Genomic DNA, 21,657 nt, shown 5'->3' with positions numbered 1-21,657 from the left:
TCACCATCATCACAATGGAATGCTCATTTCTAAGCTTTCAACAAACAGAAGCAGTAGTGGTGGAGCCAAACGGGATCGAACCGTTGACCTCCTGCGTGCAAGGCAGGCGCTCTCCCAGCTGAGCTATGGCCCCGTATTTCTACAGGCGTTTCCCACACAAAATTGGTGGGTCTGGGCAGATTCGAACTGCCGACCTCACCCTTATCAGGGGTGCGCTCTAACCAACTGAGCTACAGACCCAATTTCGGGCTGCTTCTTTATCGTCTTCTTCAATGAATCAAGCAATTCGTGTGGGAACTTATGGAGCAGCTGATGTCGTCGATTAAGGAGGTGATCCAGCCGCAGGTTCCCCTACGGCTACCTTGTTACGACTTCACCCCAGTCATGAATCACACCGTGGTAACCGTCCTCCCGAAGGTTAGACTAGCTACTTCTGGTGCAACCCACTCCCATGGTGTGACGGGCGGTGTGTACAAGGCCCGGGAACGTATTCACCGCGACATTCTGATTCGCGATTACTAGCGATTCCGACTTCACGCAGTCGAGTTGCAGACTGCGATCCGGACTACGATCGGTTTTATGGGATTAGCTCCACCTCGCGGCTTGGCAACCCTCTGTACCGACCATTGTAGCACGTGTGTAGCCCAGGCCGTAAGGGCCATGATGACTTGACGTCATCCCCACCTTCCTCCGGTTTGTCACCGGCAGTCTCCTTAGAGTGCCCACCATTACGTGCTGGTAACTAAGGACAAGGGTTGCGCTCGTTACGGGACTTAACCCAACATCTCACGACACGAGCTGACGACAGCCATGCAGCACCTGTCTCAATGTTCCCGAAGGCACCAATCTATCTCTAGAAAGTTCATTGGATGTCAAGGCCTGGTAAGGTTCTTCGCGTTGCTTCGAATTAAACCACATGCTCCACCGCTTGTGCGGGCCCCCGTCAATTCATTTGAGTTTTAACCTTGCGGCCGTACTCCCCAGGCGGTCAACTTAATGCGTTAGCTGCGCCACTAAGAGCTCAAGGCTCCCAACGGCTAGTTGACATCGTTTACGGCGTGGACTACCAGGGTATCTAATCCTGTTTGCTCCCCACGCTTTCGCACCTCAGTGTCAGTATCAGTCCAGGTGGTCGCCTTCGCCACTGGTGTTCCTTCCTATATCTACGCATTTCACCGCTACACAGGAAATTCCACCACCCTCTACCATACTCTAGTCAGTCAGTTTTGAATGCAGTTCCCAGGTTGAGCCCGGGGATTTCACATCCAACTTAACAAACCACCTACGCGCGCTTTACGCCCAGTAATTCCGATTAACGCTTGCACCCTCTGTATTACCGCGGCTGCTGGCACAGAGTTAGCCGGTGCTTATTCTGTCGGTAACGTCAAAACAATCACGTATTAGGTAACTGCCCTTCCTCCCAACTTAAAGTGCTTTACAATCCGAAGACCTTCTTCACACACGCGGCATGGCTGGATCAGGCTTTCGCCCATTGTCCAATATTCCCCACTGCTGCCTCCCGTAGGAGTCTGGACCGTGTCTCAGTTCCAGTGTGACTGATCATCCTCTCAGACCAGTTACGGATCGTCGCCTTGGTGAGCCATTACCCCACCAACTAGCTAATCCGACCTAGGCTCATCTGATAGCGCAAGGCCCGAAGGTCCCCTGCTTTCTCCCGTAGGACGTATGCGGTATTAGCGTCCGTTTCCGAACGTTATCCCCCACTACCAGGCAGATTCCTAGGCATTACTCACCCGTCCGCCGCTCTCAAGAGAAGCAAGCTTCTCTCTACCGCTCGACTTGCATGTGTTAGGCCTGCCGCCAGCGTTCAATCTGAGCCATGATCAAACTCTTCAGTTCAAACATCTTTGGGCTTTTAAGAAACCCTAAACTTGGCTCAGCAATCGTTGGTTACATCTTTGATTTCTCGCGGAGTAACTTGTGATGCTGATAATCTTGTTGACTATCAGTCTGACTCCACAAGCACCCACACGAATTGCTTGATTCAGTTGTTAAAGAGCGGTTGGTTAAGATCTTTCGTCTCAACCGAGGCGCGCATTCTACAGCAGCCTCATTTGCTGTCAAGTGATTATTTTCAGAAGTTTTCAAGGAATCCTTAACAACTTCAACCACTTGCGCTTCAGATCTCTCATCAGCGGGAGGCGAATTCTACAGCGTTACACGCTGCTGTCAACACCTCTTTTTCAACTTCCTTTTGGCTTCGATAAACTGAAGCAACCTGCTGCCGAAAACTGCGTAACTCATTGTTTACCAAGGAGTTTTCCGTTTCGACTGCGCCGGAAGTGGGGCGAATTATAGGCTTCCTGAATCTGGCGTCAACCTTTAATTTCTTATCCCTATCAATTAGTTAGGCTTGATCAAAAAACCACCAACCCAAGGCCTCCTATATAGAAGCAGGGCATCTAGATCACACCCGCCTCCCTTAAAGAAGCCACATGCTCAGACTTCAGCCCCAACACACCCTGCAGCACCTGAGCGGTATGCTCGCCCAATAGAGGAGGCGCACTGCGATACTCCACAGGCGTCTTGGATAAGCGAATTGGGCTGGCAACCTGAGGCACCAGCCCCGCTAATACATGCGGCAGTTGCAGCGCCAACCCGCGCGCCTTTACCTGTGGATCATCAAACACCTGCGCCAAATCATTGATCGGCCCGCAAGGCACGCCCACACGCTCCAACTGTGACACCCACTCAGCCGTTGTCTTGAAAACCGTAGCCTGGCGAATCAGCGGAATCAGCTCAGCACGATTGGCCACCCGCACCTTATTAGTAGAAAACCGCGGATCATCCGCCCACTGCGGCTGCCCAGCCGCTTCGGCGAACTTGCGAAATTGCCCGTCATTACCAACCGTCAGAATGAAATCACCATCGGCTGTGGGGAAGTCCTGATAAGGCACGATATTAGGATGAGCGTTGCCCAGGCGCTTTGGCGACACGCCCGTGGTCAGGTAATTCATCGCCTGATTAGCCAGACAAGCCACCTGCACATCGAGCAATGCCATATCAATGTGCTGCCCTCCGCCGTCGTGATCTCGATGCGCCAGCGCAGCAAGGATTGCCACCGTGGAGTAGAGCCCCGTGAGTATGTCTGTCAGCGCCACTCCCACCTTCACCGGCCCGGCGCCTTCATCACCCTCAGGCCGGCCGGTAAGACTCATCAGCCCGCCCAACCCCTGAATCATGAAGTCATAGCCCGCACGCCCCGCATATGGCCCCGTCTGGCCAAACCCAGTGATCGAGCAATAGATCAACTCCGGGTTGAGCGCCTTGAGCGACTCATAGTCCAGCCCATACGCCGCCAGCCCACCGACCTTGAAGTTCTCGATCAGGATATCGGACTTAGCCGCCAGATCCCGCACCAGCTGTTGCCCCTCCGGCCGCGTAAAGTCGATAGTCACCGACTCTTTATTCCGATTGGCTGACAGGTAGTACGCTGCCTCACTGGTGTTCTCGCCATAAGAATCCTTAAGGAAGGGCGGCCCCCAGGCGCGCGTATCGTCACCGTTACCGGGACGCTCGACCTTAATCACCTCGGCCCCCAGGTCCGCAAGGATCTGTCCGGACCAAGGGCCCGCCAATACTCGCGACAAATCCAGTACCCGCAGATGCGACAGCGCGCCCATACCGCTCTCCTATTAATAGAACGCCTGAAGACCGGTCTGCGCGCGCCCCAGAATCAGAGCGTGCACGTCATGGGTACCTTCATAGGTGTTAACCACTTCAAGGTTCACCAGATGACGCGCCACCCCGAACTCGTCGGAAATACCATTGCCACCTAACATGTCCCGCGCCATACGCGCGATATCCAAAGACTTGCCGCACGAGTTGCGCTTCATGATCGACGTAATCTCAACCGCTGCCGTCCCCTCATCCTTCATTCGCCCCAGGCGTAAGCAACCTTGCAGTGCCAGGGTGATTTCGGTCTGCATATCCGCCAGCTTTTTTTGGATCAATTGAGTTGCGGCCAATGGACGACCGAACTGCTGACGATCCAACGTGTACTGGCGAGCGGTATGCCAGCAAGACTCGGCAGCACCCAACGCGCCCCAGGAGATGCCATAGCGCGCCGAGTTGAGGCAGGTGAAAGGGCCTTTCAAGCCACGCACATCCGGGAAAATGTTCTCTTCCGGCACAAAGACGTTATCCATCACGATTTCACCGGTAATGGAGGCGCGCAGGCCGACCTTGCCGTGAATGGCCGGCGCACTCAGGCCTTTCCAGCCTTTCTCCAAGACAAAACCTCGGATATCGCCTGCGTCGTCCTTGCCCCACACTACAAACACGTCCGCAATCGGGCTGTTGGTGATCCACATCTTGGCGCCTGTAAGGCTGTAGCCACCATCCACCTTGCGCGCACGTGTGATCATCGCACCAGGGTCAGAGCCGTGGTCAGGCTCGGTCAAACCAAAACAGCCAATCCATTCTCCCGAGGCCAGTTTCGGCAAGTACTTCTGCTTTTGCGCTTCGGTACCGAACTCATTGATAGGCACCATCACCAGTGACGACTGCACACTCATCATCGAGCGGTAACCAGAGTCAACACGCTCAACTTCACGCGCAATCAACCCGTAGCTGACGTAGTTCAAGCCACTGCCGCCGTACTGCTCAGGGATCATCGCCCCCAGCAAACCGGTTTCACCCATTTCACGGAAAATCGCCGGATCGGTCTTTTCATGGCGGAAGGCTTCCAGCACACGAGGCGCCAGCTTGTCCTGGGCGAAGCGCTCGGCACTGTCACGCACCATGCGCTCCTCTTCAGTGAGCTGTTGATCCAGCAGCAGCGGGTCGATCCAGTTAAAGCTTGCCTTGCCAGCCATGAATAAGTCCTCGCACAGAAATTCAGAAGTCGTGGATGGAGCCTAGGCCGCGCTTGCAGGGAGAGCAAACGAGGTTTCTGCATAGGCTTGTGCTAATTTGTCACTTCGTAATACTCAGTAGTGGCGCAGGCGCGCTTTAGATGTGAGCACAAGGTACATGCGCAGAAAAATCCCCAGCACAACCGCCCTCGTCAGCTTTGAAGCGGCAGCCCGCCACGAGAGCTTTACCAAGGCCGCGCACGAGCTCTCCATTACCCAAGGCGCGATTTGTCGGCAGATCGCCAGCCTTGAGGAATTTTTGAGTGTCGAACTGTTTCGGCGCTCACGACGCGGGGTAAAGCTGACGGAGGCCGGGCTGTCCTACAGCCGCAGAGTGGCAACTCAGCTGGATGCCGTCGAGCGCGACACCCTCTCAGTCATGGGCCAGCAAGGCGCAAATACTATAGAACTGGCCGTAGTGCCTACGTTCGGCACGCAATGGCTGATCCCTCGACTCAAGGACTTTCAACGCAAGCACCCCGAGGTGACGGTGAACCTGACCAACCGCACGCGCCCCTTTCTGTTCGCCGACACCGAGTTCGACGCGGCGATCTACTTCGGTGACGCTGATTGGTCCGGTACCGAATCCCACCGACTGATGGGAGAAAATCCCGCCCCTGTCTGCAGCCCGCGCCTTTTGGGGGAACGCAAGCGGTTCACCCCGCAGCAGATCGCGGAGCTGCCATTGCTGCAGCAGACCACACGCCCCTATGCCTGGCGCCAATGGTTCAACGCCCAGCAACTGAACGTCCCTCGCGACATGACAGGCCCGCGTTACGAGCTATTCTCGATGCTGTCCCAGGCAGCCATGCACGACATGGGTATTGCACTGATCCCTCCGTTCCTTATCCAGCGAGAGCTGGACGAGCGTCAATTGGTGATCGCAAGCCCTGAGGTGCTAAGGAGCTCGAAGGCTTATTACCTGATGATTCCTGACAGAAAAGTCGAATCAGCCTCGCTGCACGCGTTCCGGGATTGGCTTATTGACCAATCTCAGCGCTACAGTCCCAGTAATTAAAGGCCAAAGCGCCCATGCTGACTTTGTAGTCAGTTAATTTTAGATCCTACAGATATACGTATATGTCGCATTTTCACAGACTGTATCTATCTATCAAAAATCGGGCTTAAGGCCATGATTTTCGCGGCTTACAGCGACTCCAACAGGCCAATTCCCGACTATTCACACCAATCATGGCAAAACACCCATCATTCAGCTGGACCCCTTTAAATACCTGTATTTAAAGAGGTTATTTCGGCGCATTGCGACAATCAGTCACAGGGTGACTTGTAGTTAATTTTTCGTCACCCGTCATAATCCCTTGAAGGCCGTAAAGTTCGCCTGCAAAATGCCGCGCCCCGCTGTCATTTCAGCGGGATCGTGCTGATCGGCCGCCCCAGTTGCGCCACTCGCGGTGCACTGGCCTTTTTACAAAAAGATCAAAAGCAAAAAGATCATGCAGGAGATTTGACGTGCACATTGGTGTTCCTCTCGAAACCCAGACCGGTGAAACGCGGGTGGCTGCCACCCCGGAAACCATCAAGAAGCTGATCGGCCAGGGCCATAAGGTCACTGTACAAAGCGGGGCCGGTCTTAAAGCCAGCATCGTCGACAGCGCCTATGAAACAGCAGGCGCAACCATTGGCAGTGCCAACGACGCGTTCGGCGCCGAGCTGATCCTCAAGGTGGTGGCGCCCAGTGACAGCGAACTCACGCTGATCAAAAGCGGCACCGTGTTGGTGGGCATGCTCAATCCGTTCAGCAACGAAACCATTGCCAAGCTGGCCGGGCAGGGCATCACCGCCTTTGCCCTGGAGGCCGCGCCACGCACTTCGCGCGCGCAGAGCCTCGACGTGTTGTCCTCGCAAGCCAACATCGCCGGTTACAAGGCCGTGCTGCTCGCCGCTCATCACTACCCGCGATTCATGCCGATGCTGATGACCGCCGCAGGTACCGTCAAAGCCGCTCGCGTGCTGATTCTCGGCGCCGGTGTTGCTGGCCTGCAGGCCATCGCTACGGCGAAACGTCTGGGTGCAGTGATCGAAGCGTCTGACGTACGCCCGGCCGTGAAAGAGCAGATCGAATCCCTGGGCGCCAAGTTCGTCGATGTCCCCTACGAAACCGATGAAGAGCGCGAATGCGCCGTCGGTGTCGGGGGTTACGCACGCCCGATGCCGACCAGCTGGATGCAACGCCAGGCCCTGGCCGTGCACGAGCGCGCCAAGCAAGCCGATATCGTCATCACGACCGCACTGATTCCCGGCCGTAAAGCGCCGACGTTGCTGAGCGCCGAAACCGTCGCACAGATGAAACCCGGCTCGGTGGTGATCGACCTCGCTGCAGCCCAAGGTGGCAACTGCCCGCTGACCGTGGCGGATGAAACCGTGGTGGAAAACGACGTGATCATCTGCGGCCCGACCAACCTCGCCGGCGCTGTCGCCGCCGACGCGTCAGCCTTGTACGCGCGCAACCTGCTGGACTTCCTGAAGCTGGTCTTCAACAAGGAAGGGCAGTTTGAACTCAACCTCGAAGACGACATCGTCGCCGCGTGCCTGATGTGCCGCGACGGCCAAGTCATCCGCAAAAACGCCTAAGCAGGGATTCAGACGATGGAAGAGCTTATCTCCCCCGGTATCTACAACCTGATCATCTTTGTGCTGGCGATTTATGTCGGTTACCACGTGGTCTGGAACGTTACCCCCGCGCTGCACACGCCGTTGATGGCGGTGACCAATGCAATCTCGGCAATCGTGATTGTCGGCGCCATGCTGGCTGCCGCCCTCACCGTGACGCCATTGGGCAAGACTATGGGCACGCTCGCCGTGGCCCTCGCAGCCGTTAACGTGTTCGGCGGTTTCCTGGTGACTCGTAGGATGCTTGAGATGTTCAAGAAGAAAGCACCCAAAGCTGTGAAAGAAGAGGTGCAGAAGTAATGAGCATGAATCTGGTAACGACGCTCTACCTGATCGCGTCGATCTGTTTCATCCAGGCCCTCAAAGGCCTGTCGCACCCCACCACCTCGCGGCGCGGCAACCTGTTCGGCATGCTTGGCATGGGGCTGGCGGTGCTGACTACCGTGGGCCTCATCTATAAGCTCGGCGCTGAGCTTGCCACTGCAGGTATCGGCTACGTGATTGTCGGCCTGCTGGTCGGCGGCACTGCCGGTTCGATCATGGCCAAGCGCGTCGAGATGACCAAGATGCCGGAACTGGTCGCCTTCATGCACAGCATGATCGGCCTCGCCGCCGTCTTTATCGCCATCGCCGCCGTGGTTGAGCCGCAATCGTTGGGCATCGTCAAACACCTGGGCGACGCAATCCCCGCCGGCAACCGCCTGGAGCTGTTCCTCGGTGCGGCCATTGGTGCAATCACCTTCTCCGGCTCGGTGATCGCGTTCGGCAAACTGTCGGGCAAGTACAAGTTCCGCCTGTTCCAGGGCGCACCTGTACAGTTCGGCGGCCAGCACAAGATCAACCTGGTGCTCGGCCTGCTCACACTGGGCCTGGGCCTGGCGTTTATGTTCACCGGCAACCTCACCGCCTTCGCGCTGATGCTGACCCTGGCCTTTGTGCTGGGCGTGCTGATCATCATCCCGATCGGCGGCGCCGACATGCCGGTGGTGGTGTCGATGCTCAACAGCTACTCCGGCTGGGCAGCGGCGGGTATCGGCTTCTCGCTGAACAACTCGATGCTGATCATCGCCGGCTCGCTGGTGGGCTCCAGCGGCGCGATCCTGTCGTACATCATGTGCAAGGCGATGAACCGTTCCTTCTTTAACGTGTTGCTCGGCGGTTTCGGCAATGCGCCGGATGCCGGTGCTGCGGCAGGTTCCAAAGAAGCACGGCCGGTGAAGTCCGGCTCGGCCGACGACGCCACCTTCCTGCTGACCAACGCCGACACCGTGATCATCGTTCCAGGCTACGGCCTGGCCGTGGCACGCGCGCAACACGCGCTTAAGGAACTGACCGAAAAGCTGACCCATCGCGGCGTCACCGTGAAGTATGCGATCCACCCGGTGGCCGGCCGCATGCCGGGGCATATGAACGTCCTACTGGCCGAGGCAGAAGTGCCTTACGACCAGGTGTTCGAAATGGAAGACATCAACTCGGAATTCGGTCAGGCCGACGTGGTACTCGTGCTCGGCGCGAACGACGTGGTCAACCCGGCCGCGAAGAACGATCCGAACTCGCCAATTGCCGGCATGCCGATCCTCGAAGCGTTCAAGGCCAAGACCATCATCGTCAACAAGCGCTCAATGGCCAGCGGATATGCCGGTTTGGATAACGAGCTGTTCTACCTGGACAAGACCATGATGGTCTTTGGTGATGCCAAGAAGGTCATCGAAGATATGGTCAAGGCCGTCGAGTAACACTGCTTCAGCGCAATACTCGAAACCCCGGCCTGCGATAGGCTGGGGTTTTTTATTACTCATGAAACCCGACCAAAGGCTCTAAATCACTACTCGGCATTCGACCATGGTAGCGGGCCGAAACTTTTTGAAATCACTACACTGCCCACCTTGCTTCCGTAGCCTGAGATAACAATTCATGTACCGTGATCGTATCCGCTTGCCTTCGTTGTTGAACAAGGTCATGAGCGCGGCTGACGCCGCCGCCTTGATCGAGGACGGCATGACCGTCGGCATGAGCGGCTTCACCCGAGCCGGTGAAGCCAAGGCCGTCCCACACGCCCTGGCCGAGCGCGCCAAGACGTCGCCGCTGAAAATCACCCTGATGACCGGCGCCAGCCTGGGTAATGACCTGGACAAACAACTGACCGAAGCCGGTGTACTGTCGCGACGCATGCCGTTCCAGGTCGACAGCACCCTGCGCAAGGCAATCAATGCCGGCGAAGTCATGTTTATCGACCAACATCTGTCGGAAACCGTCGAGCAGCTGCGCAACAACCAGCTCAAGCTGCCGGACATTGCTGTGATCGAGGCCGTGGCGATCACCGAGCAAGGGCATATTGTGCCCACTACCTCCGTAGGTAATTCGGCCAGCTTCGCGATTTTCGCCAAGCAGGTGATCATCGAGATCAACCTGGCGCACAACCCGAACCTGGAAGGGTTGCACGACATCTATATCCCGACCTACCGGCCGACTCGCACGCCGATCCCCCTGGTGAAGGTCGATGACCGCATCGGCAGCACCGCGATTCCCATCCCGCCGGAAAAGATTGTCGCCATTGTCATCACCAACCAAGCGGACTCGGCTTCTACGGTTACGCCTCCCGACAGCGACACTCAAGGGATCGCCAATCACTTGATCCACTTCCTCAAGCAGGAAGTGGAGGCCGGACGCATGACCAACAAGCTCGGCCCGCTGCAGGCCGGTATCGGGAACATCGCGAACGCGGTGATGTGCGGCTTGATTGACTCGCCGTTCGAAGACCTGACCATGTATTCCGAAGTGCTGCAGGACTCGACCTTCGACCTGATCGATGCCGGCAAGCTGAGCTTTGCCTCGGGCAGCTCGATCACGCTGTCGGAGCGGCGCAATGCCGACGTGTTCGGCAACCTGGAGCACTACAAGGACAAGCTGGTGCTGCGCCCACAGGAAATCTCCAACCACCCCGAAGTGGTGCGTCGACTGGGCATTATCGGGATCAACACTGCGCTGGAGTTCGACATCTACGGCAACGTCAACTCCACCCACGTCTGCGGCACCCGCATGATGAACGGCATCGGCGGCTCAGGCGATTTTGCACGTAACGCGCATCTGGCGATCTTCGTAACCAAATCAATTGCAAAGGGCGGCGCAATTTCCAGCGTGGTGCCGATGGTCAGCCATGTGGACCATACCGAGCATGATGTCGACATCCTTGTGACCGAAATCGGCCTGGCTGACTTGCGTGGCCTGGCGCCACGGGAGCGCGCCCGCGTGATCATCGACAACTGTGTACACCCGGCGTACCGCGATGCGCTGAACAGTTACTTCACCGAAGCCTGTGCCATCGGCGGGCACACGCCCCACATCCTGCGCGAAGCACTGAGTTGGCACATCAACCTGGAAGAAACCGGGCATATGCTCAAGGCTTGATTGATACAGATCCGAGCTGATGCAAACACAGTTTCATCAGCTCGGCGGCATCCCCGCCGGTTCCTGAAAAAACTGTACTGCTGTACCGGTCTTTTTCAACAGATAAATCCCACATCAACCCTCGAAGATGCCTATTTCGCACTAATTCAGTGCAGATAGGTACAGTTGCCCCATTTCCGTACAGTACAGCACCCATAAACAGTTAACTGGCCCCTCACAATACAGGTGAACTGTATCTAGAGAGTCTTGCGCCGGAAGAGGATCATTGGCATCAGTTAAACCACTACCTAATCCCGCCATAAGCGGAAGGATGTCATCATGGAACGTACACTCAGTTCCGAACTGTTCTTCGAAGAGAAAGCTGTAAACACCCAGGCCTCCATGCCTCTGCGCGTTCTTGCCAACCTGATGTTGTGGCAGCGCCGTATCTCCAGCCGCCACCAACTGGCCCGTCTGGATTCGCGTCTGCTGGCTGACGCCGGTATCAGCGAAGCTCAACGCTACGAAGAGCTCAGCAAGCCGTTCTGGCGCTAATTTGCGCTCGCTGGCCCTGACCCACCGGGTCCACTGCCAGCACTGATTTGTTAAGACAAAGCCCGCCCCGGGAGACCGGAGGCGGGCTTTGTTGTATTCGTCGTATGGATTTACAGCGATGGATTCAATCGAACCAGTACAGTTTTCAAAGTAACACCTATAATAGGTACAGTCAGTCAACTCACACAAAACCTACCCGAACTGACAAGCCCCGGCCTAATATCCAGTTTAAAGCGACCTTTACATTCATCTACAGGAGTCACCCCATGCCCCGTCTTCGCCTGCTTAGTGCCGCCGCCCTGTTGGTCCTGGCCGCCAACGCCAATGCCACCAGCTTCATCGTGACCACCGACTCCATCGTCGGCGCACTGAAGGCCACGTCCGACGCCACCTCCGATGCCACTTCGTCCCTGCGCGATAACAAGGTTGTGCGCGCCGCCCGTGACGACGCCGCCAGCTTTGTTGCCAGCGAAGGCGCCATCCGTGGTGTGAAGCTGGAAAGCGCCCTGGCACAGATCCGCCAACAAGCCCCACAACTGAACACCGCGACTGACGCACAGCTGGCCCAGGCCATCCTGGCTATTTAATTGCAACGAAAATCAGGGGAGCGCCAGCCGCTCCCGAATGCCTCGGCGCTGGCTCTCGCCCGGGCATTGCGCTAGCCTTGGCGCTCGCTTTCAGTTGTCGAGTCCCATGGCTTTTTCATACCGCCTGTTAATTGTCCCTGTCGTGTTTTTCGCCGGTTGGTCGCCAGTGGCTTCGGCCTTTGACCTGACCATCCAGAGCACAGTCGCGAGCGCGTATGCCACCAGCAAGGTGACCTCCGCACCGTTCGACCGCAAAGTAGTAGTGGCCGCCCAGGATGACGCTGCCGCGTTCATCGCCACTGACGGCCAATGGCGGGGGGCACGGCTGGAATCGGCATTGGATTACCTGCGCCGGACCCAACCAAAACTTCATGCGAGCGACCTTGAACTGGCGCAGGCAATTCTCGTCCAATAATCATCTTTGTATTTCCATCTTTGTATTCGGAGTTCTTCCATGCGTAGCCCGCTGATCGCCGCCACCCTAGGCTTGCTGTTGTTGGCCGACGTTGCACAGGCACAAACCCTGGTGGCCACCAGTAACATCATTGTTCGCGCCTCCGGCCGCACCATTGATTTCACTTCGGACACCACCACCTCTATCCGTGACTCCAAAGTCGTGCGCGAAGCCCACGATGACGCCGCCAGCTTCGTCGCCACCCACGGCGAAATCCGTGGCGCCCAGTTGGAAGCCGCCTTCGACACCCTGCGCACCCGCCTGCCGGAAGCCCGCGACGCCAGCGACCAGACCCTCGCCGAAGCCATCCTCGCTCTGTGAGGCGCCTCACTGCCTGGCTCCTGGCCGGGACTGTGCTGCTGTGTGCCAGCGCAGCCCAGGCCAGCCTGCAACTGCGGCTCAAGACAGACGGCTTGAGCCCGGCCGAACAGCAGGCCAGCCAGGCATTGCTCGATGAAGCGATGCGCTCACTGCCGCCGCGCTTTGTCGAGCAGCTGGACCGGCGCATTGATGTCGGCTGGACCGACAAGATGCCCGAGAATGCCTATGGCCAGGCCTCGCTGGTGTCCGAGCTGGACCTCAACCGCAACCTGCTCGCCAGCCTGACCGATGGCAGCGCCGCCACCCAGAAAACCAATCGTCCTCATGGCACCGTGCGCCGGGAAATGCTTGCCACCGTGCTGCATGAACTGACCCATATCTATGACCGTGCACGCCTGTGGTCCAAGGACGAGCGCGCACTGATCCAGCGTTGCAGCCGCCAGAACAACATCACCGGCCTGATCGGCCTGCCCGATCAATGCCGTGGCCAGAATGAGCGCCGCTTCACCCTCAGCGATGACCCACGCCTGCTGGACCTCGCCGGCTGGCCGCAGTACGTCGGTCGGCGTGGTGAGCGCGAGCAGCACAACCGCCAAATCGTGCGCAGCCCGGACATCTACGAAACCACCAGCCCGCTGGAATTCGTCGCGGTCAACATGGAGTATTTCCTCCTAGACCCAAGCTACGCCTGCCGACGCCCGGCACTGTTCCGCTATTACCAGCAACACTTCGGCTGGGCGCCGCCTGAACAGGACGCCTGCGCCAAGGCCTACCCGTTCCTCAATGCCGGTAACGACTTCGCCAAGACACCGCTGGGCCATGTGGACCCGGAGCGCGTCTACGAGATCGACTACCTGCTCGCCGAAGCCAACCAGAACCTGGTCAGCCGCTGGGGCCACAGCATGTTGCGCCTGGTGATCTGCGCTCCGGGCCGCCCCCGTGGCCCGGATTGCCGGCTGGATCTTGACCAGCATCTGGTCTTGTCCTACCGCGCATTTGTCGGCGACGTACAACTGTCGAGCTGGGATGGGCTGGTGGGCAAGTACCCGTCACGGCTGTTCGTGTTGCCCTTGGCCCAAGTCATCGACGAATACACCAAGACCGAACTGCGCGGGCTGGCCTCCGTGCCATTGAAGCTCTCACGCCAAGAGATCAACGACACCGTCGAACACGCCGCAGAAATGCACTGGAGCTACGACGGCAGTTACTTCTTCCTGTCCAATAACTGCGCGGTCGAAAGCCTGAAGCTGTTACGCAGCGGCAGCGCCAACCCGCAATTGACCGGCCTTGACAACATCACCCCCAACGGCCTGCTGGAAGTGCTGCAAGCCCGGGGCCTGGCCGATACCAGCGTGCTGGACAACAAACGCGAAGCGCTGCGCCTGGGCTATCACTTCGACTCGTTCCGCGAGCGTTACCAGGCGATGTTCGACGTGCTGCGCAAACACCTGCCGATCAAACAAACCCAGGTTGAAGACTGGCTATCGTTGAGTGCCGCCGAACGCCGCCCATGGTTCGACCAGGCCGATCTGCGCACCAGCGCCGCGTTGCTGCTGCTGGAACAAGCCAGCTTTCGCAAGCAATTGATGCTGGCCCAGGATGAGGTCAAACAACGCTACCTTGGGGCCCGCGAGCTGAAAAACGGCGGCATGGAAAAAGCCAACGCCACACTGCAACAGATCCTCGCCAACAGTGGCTTCCTCAGCCGACCAGCCGAATTGCTGGGTAGCGGCGGTTACGGCCTGCCACAACCGTCGGAAGCCAAGCGTCTGGAATCGGAAAGCGCCGAACGCCAGAAACAACTGCAGTCGCTGACCGGCGAGCTGGATAAAGAGGTAAGGGCGCTGCTGGAGCCTTCCCGCGCCGCCGAGATCGCCGCGTGCGAGGCCAACCTCAAGCAGGTAGGTGAGCACCTGCGCAAACTGCACAAGGCAGCCGGCGGCCTTGAGCTGCCTTGAAGCAGCCGAGATAAACACAGTTCAAATGTGGGAGGGGGCTTGCCCCCTCCCACATTTGAACTGTGTATTCCTGTAGACCGTGCGTCTTTTCCACATCACCTGTTTGGCCAACGAAAGCTGGCTGAAAGCTTTCACGTCTAGGATCGCTTTCACTGCCGGCAAAAGACCGGCTGTTTACAACAACAATGGTGATTCCCGATGTCCGCCCGTACCCGCCTGTTCGCCCCAACTCCCCCCGTACGCTTCGTGCCTTTCGTTCTGCGCTGAATCCACCCCGGTTCGCCATTCCCTAGCCGCGCTACGCCTGGAGTATTCCTATGCTGACTTTCCTTGGCTTTGCCATGGTCATCACGTTCATGTTCCTGATCATGACCAAGCGCCTGTCCGCGCTGATCGCCTTGATCATTGTGCCGATCCTGTTCGCCCTGTTTGGTGGCTTTGCACCAGAGATCGGCCCGATGATGCTTGCGGGCATCACCAAGCTTGCGCCGACCGGCGTGATGCTGATGTTCGCCATTCTCTACTTCGCCTTGATGATCGACTCCGGCCTGTTCGACCCGGCCGTGCGCAAGATCCTCAAGATGGTCAAAGGCGACCCGCTGAAGGTTTCGGTCGGCACCGCCGTATTGGCCTTGGTCGTGTCCCTGGACGGTGACGGCGCCACCACCTACATGATCTGCGTGGCCGCCATGCTGCCGCTGTACCAGCGCATTGGCATGAGCCCGCGCATCATGGCCGGCTTGATCATTCTCGCCGGTGGCGTGATGAATATGACCCCTTGGGGTGGCCCGACCGCCCGCGCCGCCAGTGCGCTGCACGTGGACCCTTCGGATATTTTCGTACCAATGATCCCAGCCATGGCCGCCGGCGTCGTCGCGATCCTGGTGATCGCCTACATGTACGGCAAGCGCGAGCGTGCGCGCCTGGGTGAACTGCACCTGCAGGGCGACGAGATCGACCACAGCGAAATCAGCGTGTCGCAATTCCCCGACGCGCGCCGTCCGAAGCTGATCTGGTTCAACGGCGCCCTGACCCTGGCCCTGATGTGCACACTGATCGCCGGCCTGCTGCCGCTGCCGGTGCTGTTCATGGTGGCGTTCAGTATCGCGATGATCGTCAACTACCCATGCCTGCAACAGCAGAAAGACCGCGTCGCCGCCCATGCTGGCAGCGTACTCGCGGTGGTGGGGTTGATCTTCGCTGCGGGTATCTTCACCGGCATCCTGTCGGGTACCGGCATGGTCGATGCCATGTCCAAGAGCCTGCTGGCAGTCATCCCTGACGCCCTGGGCCCGTACCTGGCGGTGATCACGGCGCTGGTGAGCATGCCGTTTACCTTCTTCATGTCCAACGATGCGTTCTACTATGGCGTGCTGCCGGTGCTGGCCGAAGCCGCCAGCCACTACGGCATCACCGCCGTGGAGATGGCCCGCGCCTCCATCGTTGGCCAACCGGTGCACTTGCTCAGCCCGTTGGTACCGTCGACCTACTTGCTGGTGGCCCTGGCCGGTATCGAATTTGGCGATCACCAGCGCTTCACCCTGAAGTGGGCAGTGCTGGTGTGCCTGTGCATAATGTTCGCTGCATTGCTGATGGGGATTTTTCCGCTGTTCAGCACTCTATAATCGTACAACCCAACTGCGCCGGCCCTACGCCGGTGCGGTCTAACACACGCTCAAAGGAATACACATGGAATGGCTGACCAATCCGGAAATCTGGATTGCCTTCTTCACCCTGACGGCCCTGGAGATCGTCCTGGGCATCGATAACATCATCATGATTTCGATCCTGGTCAGCCGCATGCCCAAGCATATGCAGGCCCGCACCCGGATCTTCGGCCTGGCGCTGGCCATGGTCACGCGTATCCTGCTGCTGCTGTCGATCACCTGGGTCATGCAACTCACCGCCGACCTGTTCGTGGTGTTTGGCCAAGGCATTTCCGGTCGCGATCTGATTCTGTTCTTCGGTGGTCTGTTCCTGCTGTGGAAAAGCTCCCAAGAGATGTACCACGCCCTGGAAGGTGAAGACGAATCCCACGACGAGCCGAAAGGCGCCGGTGGCAAGTTCATCTACACCATCATCCAGATCGCGATTATCGACATCGTGTTCTCCCTGGACTCGGTGATCACGGCTGTCGGCATGGTCTCCCATGTACCGGTCATGGTTGCCGCCATCGTGGTTGCCGTCCTGGTGATGATGCTGGCTGCTGGCACCATCAGCGAATTCATCGACAAGCACCCGTCGCTGAAAATGCTGGCGCTGTCGTTCCTGCTGGTGGTGGGTACCGTGCTGATCGCCGAGTCCTTCGATGTGCACGTGCCAAAAGGCTACGTCTACTTCGCCATGGCGTTCTCGCTGGCAGTAGAAGCGGTGAACATCAAGATGCGCACCGCCATCGCGAAAAAGAAGAAACAGCAGGATCCCGTGAAACTGCGCAAGGACATCCCGGGTCAATAACCCGAGCCAGTCGAAAAAACGGGGCGCTTGCGTCCCGTTTTTTTCATCCGCACAAAGCTGACTTCATGACAGTTTTGTTTCAATCCCCACTTTAGCTATGCGATGCTGGCGCAGAGCCCATTCGCCAACTACAGCTTAAGTACAAGACGTAGAGCGGCACGCGGCAATTTTCCTTCGCTCCTGTTGGAGCACACCTACACGGGGGGCCGAGCATGCTGACCTTGCTCAATCTGCTTTCCGCCGTGACCCTGCTTATCTGGGGCACGCACATCGTCCGTACCGGCATCCTGCGGGTCTACGGCTCCAATTTGCGTCAGGTCATCGGGCATAACATGTCCAAGCGCTGGCTTGCGTTTGTCGCCGGTATCCTGGTGACAGCCATGGTCCAGAGCAGCAACGCCACCGCTATGCTGGTGACCTCATTTGTCGGCCAGGGCCTGATGGGGCTGATGCCCGCCCTGGCGACCATGCTCGGCGCCGACGTCGGTACCGCGCTGATGGCGCGGGTACTGACCTTGGACTTGTCCTGGCTGTCACCGCTGCTGATCTTCCTCGGCGTTACTTTCTTTCTGTCACGAAAACAGACGCGGGCAGGGCAGTTGGGGCGGGTGGGGATTGGCCTCGGGCTGATCATCCTCGCGCTGCAACTGATCGTCGAAGCCGCCGGGCCGATTACCCATGCCCAGGGCGTCAAAGTGATCTTCGCTTCGCTGACTGGCGACATCCTGCTCGACGCCCTGGTCGGCGCCTTGTTCGCGATGATTTCCTACTCAAGCTTGGCTGCTGTCCTACTGACGGCCACCCTGGCCGGTGCCGGTGTGATCGGCCTGCACGTGGCCATCGGCCTGGTGATCGGTGCCAACATCGGCAGCGGCGTGCTGGCCTTCCTCAGCACCAGCATGCAAAACGCCGCCGGGCGCCAGGTGGCCCTCGGCAGCCTGTTGTACAAGCTGATCGGCCTGCTGCTGATCATTCCGGTGCTCGACCCCCTCGTGCGCTGGATGGATGATTTGGACTACAGCACCCAAGGCATGGTCATCACCTTCCACCTGCTCTACAACGTCAGCCGCTGCCTGATCCTGCTACCGACCATCGGCCCAATGGCGCGTCTGTGCGCGTGGCTGCTGCCCGAACGAGAAGACTCCAACGGCAAGGCCAAACCCCGTCATCTGGACCTCACGGCCCTCACCACGCCCAGCCTGGCACTGGCCAATGCCGCACGCGAAACCCTGCGCCTGGGCGACCTGATCGACTACATGCTCACCTCTATGCTGGAAGTACTGCGTGGCAAGCAAACCGCCATCACCCAGGAGATGCGCAGTCTCAGCGATGACGTCGAAGCGCTCTACAGCGCGATCAAACTCTACCTGGCACAAATGCCCCGCGAAGACCTCAGCGAACAGGACAGCCGCCGCTGGGCCGAAATCATTGAGCTGTCGATCAACCTGAAGCTCGCCGGCGACCTGATCGAACGCATGCTGCGCAAAGTCCAGCAGCAGAAAACCTCCCAGCGCCGCCAGTTTTCTGAAGTCGGCCTGGAAGAACTCACCGGACTGCACAGCCAATTGATCGCCAACCTGCGACTGGGCCTTTCGGTGTTCCTCAGCGCCGACCCGGAAAGCGCGCGTCAATTGCTGCGTGAGAAACGCCGCTTTCGCGCCCAGGAACGCCGCCTGGCCCACGCCCACGTGAGTCGCCTGCAACGCAAAATCGTACAAAGCCTGGAGACCAGTTCCCTGCACTTGGAGCTGATTGCCGACATGAAACGCCTCAACTCGTTGTTTTGCAGCAGTGCGTATGTAGTGTTGGAAACGTCCGACACTGGCGCGCTCTCGGCCGAAGATATTGCCGACATCACGCATTCGCCCTGAACGTACGATGGCCCGTGAAGTCAGTTAAAGCTGACCTCACTCGCCAGGAAGCCAGTTATGCGTCGCCTGTTATTTGCCTGCCTGCTCATGGGTTCTGCCCACGCCTTTGCCTTTGACCGCCTGCAAGTCGAGGGCTACACCTTGCCCAACGGCCTGCAATTGCTGCTCAAACCGGGTACCGAACGTGGGCACGTGGCGATCCGGCTGGTAGTCGGTGTAGGCCTGGATGACTTCGCCTGTGAGGAAAAGGAACTGCCGCACTTGCTCGAACACTTGCTGTTCAGTGGCATCGACGGCGGCGGCGAAGGCGACCTCGAAGAGCGCATGCAGGCCCTGGGCGGCGAGTGGAACGCCTACACCAGCAATGCCGACACCACCTTCGTGATCGAGGCCCCCGCGCACAACCAGCGCAAGGTGCTCGACCTGTTGCTGGCGATCATCACCCGCACTGAACTGACCGACGCCAATATCGATGCGGCCAAAAAAGTCGTCGAACGCGAAGATGGTGGCCATTACTCGCACCTGCAACGCCTGCTGGATCGTCAAGACCTCGGCCATACCGCCAGCAATCAACTGGCCGTGGAGCTGGGCCTCAAATGCGCCGAGCGCGCCGAAGTCGAGCACTTGACCCGCGACCAACTGCAGACACTGCGCAAAAACTGGTACGCCCCCAACAACATGACGCTGATCGTCGTCGGCGAACTCGACAAACTGCTGCCGGCCTACCTGGAACGCACCTACGGCGAACTCGATCCGGTAGACCCCACCGAGCACCGGCCCCTGCCGGACATCCAGCACACCGCCCTCGGCCACCGCGACCTGATCCAAGGCTGGGTGGGTAACGGCGCCAAACTGCACTGGCTGTTCCCCGAACCGACGCTGGACGACCAGCACGATGAAACCTACGACCTGCTCAAGGACTACCTCGACTGGGCGCTGTACCGCCAACTGCGCCTCAAGCACGGTTTGTCCTACGGCCCCTGGAGCGAACGTGAAGTGCTCGGCGGCGTCGGTTTCCTCAGCCTGAATGCCGACCTTGAGCGGGAAAACCTCCCCGAAGCCGAACAGGTGCTGCACGACCTCACCGCGCAATTGCTCAAGGACGGTCTGGATCCGGCCACCTTCGCCCGCCTGCAACAAGCCGCCATCGCCCGGCAAGCCTGGGCGGTGCAGGGCAACAGCGCCTTGGCCGACTACTATTGGGCAGCCGCGGCGGACTACGACAAGGGCCGCTTCAGCGATCCGGCCAAACGCATCAAGGCCGTCAACCTGGATCAGGCCAACCAGGCCCTGCGCCAAGTGCTCAAGCAGCCAGGCTACTGGCGCGTCGAAAAACCGCTGCTGAGCTACGACATGCTCAACTGGATTGGCGCCGGCGTGCTCGGCCTGATCGCCATTGTGTTGATCGGCGTGCGGGTTTATCGCAAACGGATCACGTAATCGGGCACCGGACACCAGGCTAAGACGTTATTCTGTCTGGGATTTTTTCCTACAAAGACTGCGAACCGCCGAATGCAAAACGTGACCCGTTTAATCACCCGCATCCTCGAACTGATGAAGCGCTACCCAGGGGTGATTGCACTCGGCGGCTTCATTTCGGGTGTGTGCAGCTTCATTTTGGTGGACCGCCAGCAGGGCATGGCCAGTTGGATCGCGGTCATCATGCTGGTGAGCTGGTTGTGGCTGATGTTGGAGAACAGCTTCACCCAGCTGTTTACCAAGGTATTCAAGCGGGAAATTCCCGAACCGCTGCTGCGCTACGCCACCCAGATGATCCATCAGGAAAGTCTGTTCTTCGTGCTGCCGTTCTTTTTCGTCACCACGGCGTGGAACAGCGGCCAATCGGTGTTTACCGGCCTGCTCGGCGCGGCGGCACTGGTGTCGATCATCGACCCGCTGTACTACAAATGGCTGGCGCCCAAACGCTCGCTGTTCCTGGCGCTGCACACCCTGACGCTGTTTGCCGCACTGCTCACCGCGCTGCCGATCATCCTGCACCTGACCACCGCCGAGAGTTACAAACTTGCCCTCGGCGTGGCCATGGCGTTGTCGATTCCAAGCCTGGCGGTGAGCATGCCGCTGCGCAGCCTCAAGGGTTGGGCGATGCTGCTGGGCGTAACGGCCGCGATTGGTTGCGCAGGTTGGTTCCTACGCAGTTGGGTACCACCGGCCACCCTGTGGATGACCGAAGTGGCCATCAGCACCCAGTTACAAGACCGCACGCCTGGCGATGACCTCAAGGAAGTCACCGCCGCCCAACTGCGCAGTAGCGGGCTCTACGCCTACACCGCGATCAACGCGCCACGCGGGCTGAATGAGCGGATCTACCACGTGTGGAAATTCAACGGCAAAGAGGTCGACCGCATCGCCCTGGACATCCACGGCGGGCGCAAGGAAGGCTATCGCGCCTGGACCCACAAGCAGAACTTCCCGCCCGATGCGGTAGGACGCTGGCAGGTTCGGGTACTGACCGAAGATGGGCAGGTGATCGGCGTGCTGCGTTTCAAAGTGACTGACGCAGCACAAACGGACAACCCGAAGTAAGCGGTATCGTGCTAT

General features: G+C 58.7%; 17 protein-coding genes, 2 tRNA genes and 1 rRNA gene. 15 read left to right on the top strand and 5 right to left on the bottom strand.

Features of this window, described 5'->3' with window-relative positions; genetic code table 11:
* Positions 1-57 precede the first annotated feature (57 nt).
* The 5 genes from DNK50_RS03940 to DNK50_RS03915 form a co-directional block, all read right to left on the bottom strand.
* Positions 58-133 (bottom strand) — tRNA-Ala (locus DNK50_RS03940).
* Between the two features lie 30 nt (positions 134-163).
* Positions 164-240, bottom strand: a tRNA-Ile gene (locus DNK50_RS03935).
* A gap of 83 nt (positions 241-323) precedes the next feature.
* Positions 324-1,860, bottom strand: a 16S ribosomal RNA gene (locus DNK50_RS03930).
* A 563-nt stretch (positions 1,861-2,423) separates the two neighbouring features.
* On the bottom strand, positions 2,424-3,644 hold the full coding sequence (locus DNK50_RS03920) for a CaiB/BaiF CoA-transferase family protein (protein ID WP_112192875.1): 1,221 nt from the start codon (positions 3,642-3,644) through the stop codon (positions 2,424-2,426).
* A 12-nt stretch (positions 3,645-3,656) separates the two neighbouring features.
* Positions 3,657-4,838, bottom strand: a complete 1,182-nt coding sequence (locus tag DNK50_RS03915) for an acyl-CoA dehydrogenase (RefSeq protein ID WP_099586233.1) — start codon at positions 4,836-4,838, stop codon at positions 3,657-3,659.
* Positions 4,839-4,995: 157 nt separating this feature from the next.
* Here DNK50_RS03915 and DNK50_RS03910 point away from each other — a divergent pair, with 157 nt between their 5' ends.
* The 15 genes from DNK50_RS03910 (at position 4,996) to DNK50_RS03840 (ending at position 21,642) form a co-directional block, all read left to right on the top strand.
* On the top strand, positions 4,996-5,895 hold the full coding sequence (locus DNK50_RS03910) for a LysR family transcriptional regulator (protein WP_112192874.1): 900 nt from the start codon (positions 4,996-4,998) through the stop codon (positions 5,893-5,895).
* A gap of 452 nt (positions 5,896-6,347) precedes the next feature.
* A complete protein-coding gene (locus tag DNK50_RS03905; protein ID WP_112192873.1) occupies positions 6,348-7,469 on the top strand; it encodes a Re/Si-specific NAD(P)(+) transhydrogenase subunit alpha in 1,122 nt (373 codons plus the stop codon).
* A gap of 15 nt (positions 7,470-7,484) precedes the next feature.
* Positions 7,485-7,808: an NAD(P) transhydrogenase subunit alpha gene (locus tag DNK50_RS03900; RefSeq protein ID WP_005783507.1), complete on the top strand. Its 324-nt coding sequence runs from the start codon at positions 7,485-7,487 to the stop codon at positions 7,806-7,808.
* On the top strand, positions 7,808-9,244 hold the full coding sequence (locus DNK50_RS03895) for an NAD(P)(+) transhydrogenase (Re/Si-specific) subunit beta (protein WP_099586230.1): 1,437 nt from the start codon (positions 7,808-7,810) through the stop codon (positions 9,242-9,244). Before DNK50_RS03900 ends, DNK50_RS03895 begins: the two co-directional genes overlap by 1 nt.
* Positions 9,245-9,422: 178 nt before the next feature.
* Positions 9,423-10,916 carry an acetyl-CoA hydrolase/transferase family protein gene (locus tag DNK50_RS03890; protein ID WP_112192872.1) on the top strand — a complete coding sequence of 498 codons (1,494 nt, stop codon included), beginning with the start codon at positions 9,423-9,425 and terminating at the stop codon, positions 10,914-10,916.
* 318 nt (positions 10,917-11,234) lie between these two features.
* Entirely contained in the window at positions 11,235-11,450 is a 216-nt protein-coding gene (locus DNK50_RS03885; RefSeq protein WP_032885015.1) for a DUF1127 domain-containing protein, read from the top strand.
* A 266-nt stretch (positions 11,451-11,716) separates the two neighbouring features.
* Positions 11,717-12,037, top strand: a complete 321-nt coding sequence (locus tag DNK50_RS03880) for a DUF2388 domain-containing protein (protein WP_099586228.1) — start codon at positions 11,717-11,719, stop codon at positions 12,035-12,037.
* Between the two features lie 106 nt (positions 12,038-12,143).
* Positions 12,144-12,452, top strand: a complete 309-nt coding sequence (locus tag DNK50_RS03875) for a DUF2388 domain-containing protein (protein ID WP_099586227.1) — start codon at positions 12,144-12,146, stop codon at positions 12,450-12,452.
* 39 nt (positions 12,453-12,491) lie between these two features.
* Positions 12,492-12,812 carry a DUF2388 domain-containing protein gene (locus DNK50_RS03870; protein ID WP_099586226.1) on the top strand — a complete coding sequence of 107 codons (321 nt, stop codon included), beginning with the start codon at positions 12,492-12,494 and terminating at the stop codon, positions 12,810-12,812.
* A complete protein-coding gene (locus DNK50_RS03865) occupies positions 12,809-14,770 on the top strand; it encodes a DUF4105 domain-containing protein (protein WP_112192871.1) in 1,962 nt (653 codons plus the stop codon). Before DNK50_RS03870 ends, DNK50_RS03865 begins: the two co-directional genes overlap by 4 nt.
* 317 nt (positions 14,771-15,087) lie before the next feature.
* Entirely contained in the window at positions 15,088-16,395 is a 1,308-nt protein-coding gene (locus tag DNK50_RS03860; protein WP_099586224.1) for a CitMHS family transporter, read from the top strand.
* 64 nt (positions 16,396-16,459) lie between these two features.
* Complete coding sequence (locus DNK50_RS03855; protein ID WP_099586223.1) at positions 16,460-17,227, top strand: TerC family protein; 768 nt, start codon at positions 16,460-16,462, stop codon at positions 17,225-17,227.
* A gap of 212 nt (positions 17,228-17,439) precedes the next feature.
* Positions 17,440-19,098, top strand: coding sequence for a Na/Pi cotransporter family protein (locus DNK50_RS03850; protein WP_112192870.1), 1,659 nt, complete (start codon positions 17,440-17,442; stop codon positions 19,096-19,098).
* A gap of 57 nt (positions 19,099-19,155) precedes the next feature.
* Entirely contained in the window at positions 19,156-20,538 is a 1,383-nt protein-coding gene (locus DNK50_RS03845; RefSeq protein WP_112192869.1) for a pitrilysin family protein, read from the top strand.
* A 72-nt stretch (positions 20,539-20,610) separates the two neighbouring features.
* Positions 20,611-21,642, top strand: a complete 1,032-nt coding sequence (locus DNK50_RS03840) for a DUF5924 family protein (RefSeq protein ID WP_099586220.1) — start codon at positions 20,611-20,613, stop codon at positions 21,640-21,642.
* Positions 21,643-21,657: the final 15 nt, after the last annotated feature.

It is taken from the genome of Pseudomonas sp. LG1E9 (assembly GCF_003290225.1).
GTDB classification, from domain to species: Bacteria; Pseudomonadota; Gammaproteobacteria; order Pseudomonadales; family Pseudomonadaceae; genus Aquipseudomonas; species Aquipseudomonas cyclaminis.
This window is presented reverse-complemented; position numbering and strand designations above follow the sequence as displayed.

Excerpts from the sequence above, each read along its gene's own strand:
- DNK50_RS03910 (WP_112192874.1), top strand. The coding sequence starts at position 4,996 with ATGCGCAGAAAAATCCCCAGCACAACCGCCCTCGTCAGCTTTGAAGCG.
- DNK50_RS03885 (WP_032885015.1), top strand. The coding sequence starts at position 11,235 with ATGGAACGTACACTCAGTTCCGAACTGTTCTTCGAAGAGAAAGCTGTA.
- DNK50_RS03915 (WP_099586233.1), bottom strand. The coding sequence starts at position 4,838 with ATGGCTGGCAAGGCAAGCTTTAACTGGATCGACCCGCTGCTGCTGGAT.
- DNK50_RS03870 (WP_099586226.1), top strand. The coding sequence starts at position 12,492 with ATGCGTAGCCCGCTGATCGCCGCCACCCTAGGCTTGCTGTTGTTGGCC.
- DNK50_RS03920 (WP_112192875.1), bottom strand. The coding sequence starts at position 3,644 with ATGGGCGCGCTGTCGCATCTGCGGGTACTGGATTTGTCGCGAGTATTG.
- DNK50_RS03895 (WP_099586230.1), top strand. The coding sequence starts at position 7,808 with ATGAGCATGAATCTGGTAACGACGCTCTACCTGATCGCGTCGATCTGT.
- DNK50_RS03850 (WP_112192870.1), top strand. The coding sequence starts at position 17,440 with ATGCTGACCTTGCTCAATCTGCTTTCCGCCGTGACCCTGCTTATCTGG.
- DNK50_RS03875 (WP_099586227.1), top strand. The coding sequence starts at position 12,144 with ATGGCTTTTTCATACCGCCTGTTAATTGTCCCTGTCGTGTTTTTCGCC.
- DNK50_RS03900 (WP_005783507.1), top strand. The coding sequence starts at position 7,485 with ATGGAAGAGCTTATCTCCCCCGGTATCTACAACCTGATCATCTTTGTG.
- DNK50_RS03855 (WP_099586223.1), top strand. The coding sequence starts at position 16,460 with ATGGAATGGCTGACCAATCCGGAAATCTGGATTGCCTTCTTCACCCTG.
- DNK50_RS03890 (WP_112192872.1), top strand. The coding sequence starts at position 9,423 with ATGTACCGTGATCGTATCCGCTTGCCTTCGTTGTTGAACAAGGTCATG.
- DNK50_RS03880 (WP_099586228.1), top strand. The coding sequence starts at position 11,717 with ATGCCCCGTCTTCGCCTGCTTAGTGCCGCCGCCCTGTTGGTCCTGGCC.
- DNK50_RS03840 (WP_099586220.1), top strand. The coding sequence starts at position 20,611 with ATGCAAAACGTGACCCGTTTAATCACCCGCATCCTCGAACTGATGAAG.
- DNK50_RS03845 (WP_112192869.1), top strand. The coding sequence starts at position 19,156 with ATGCGTCGCCTGTTATTTGCCTGCCTGCTCATGGGTTCTGCCCACGCC.
- DNK50_RS03860 (WP_099586224.1), top strand. The coding sequence starts at position 15,088 with ATGCTGACTTTCCTTGGCTTTGCCATGGTCATCACGTTCATGTTCCTG.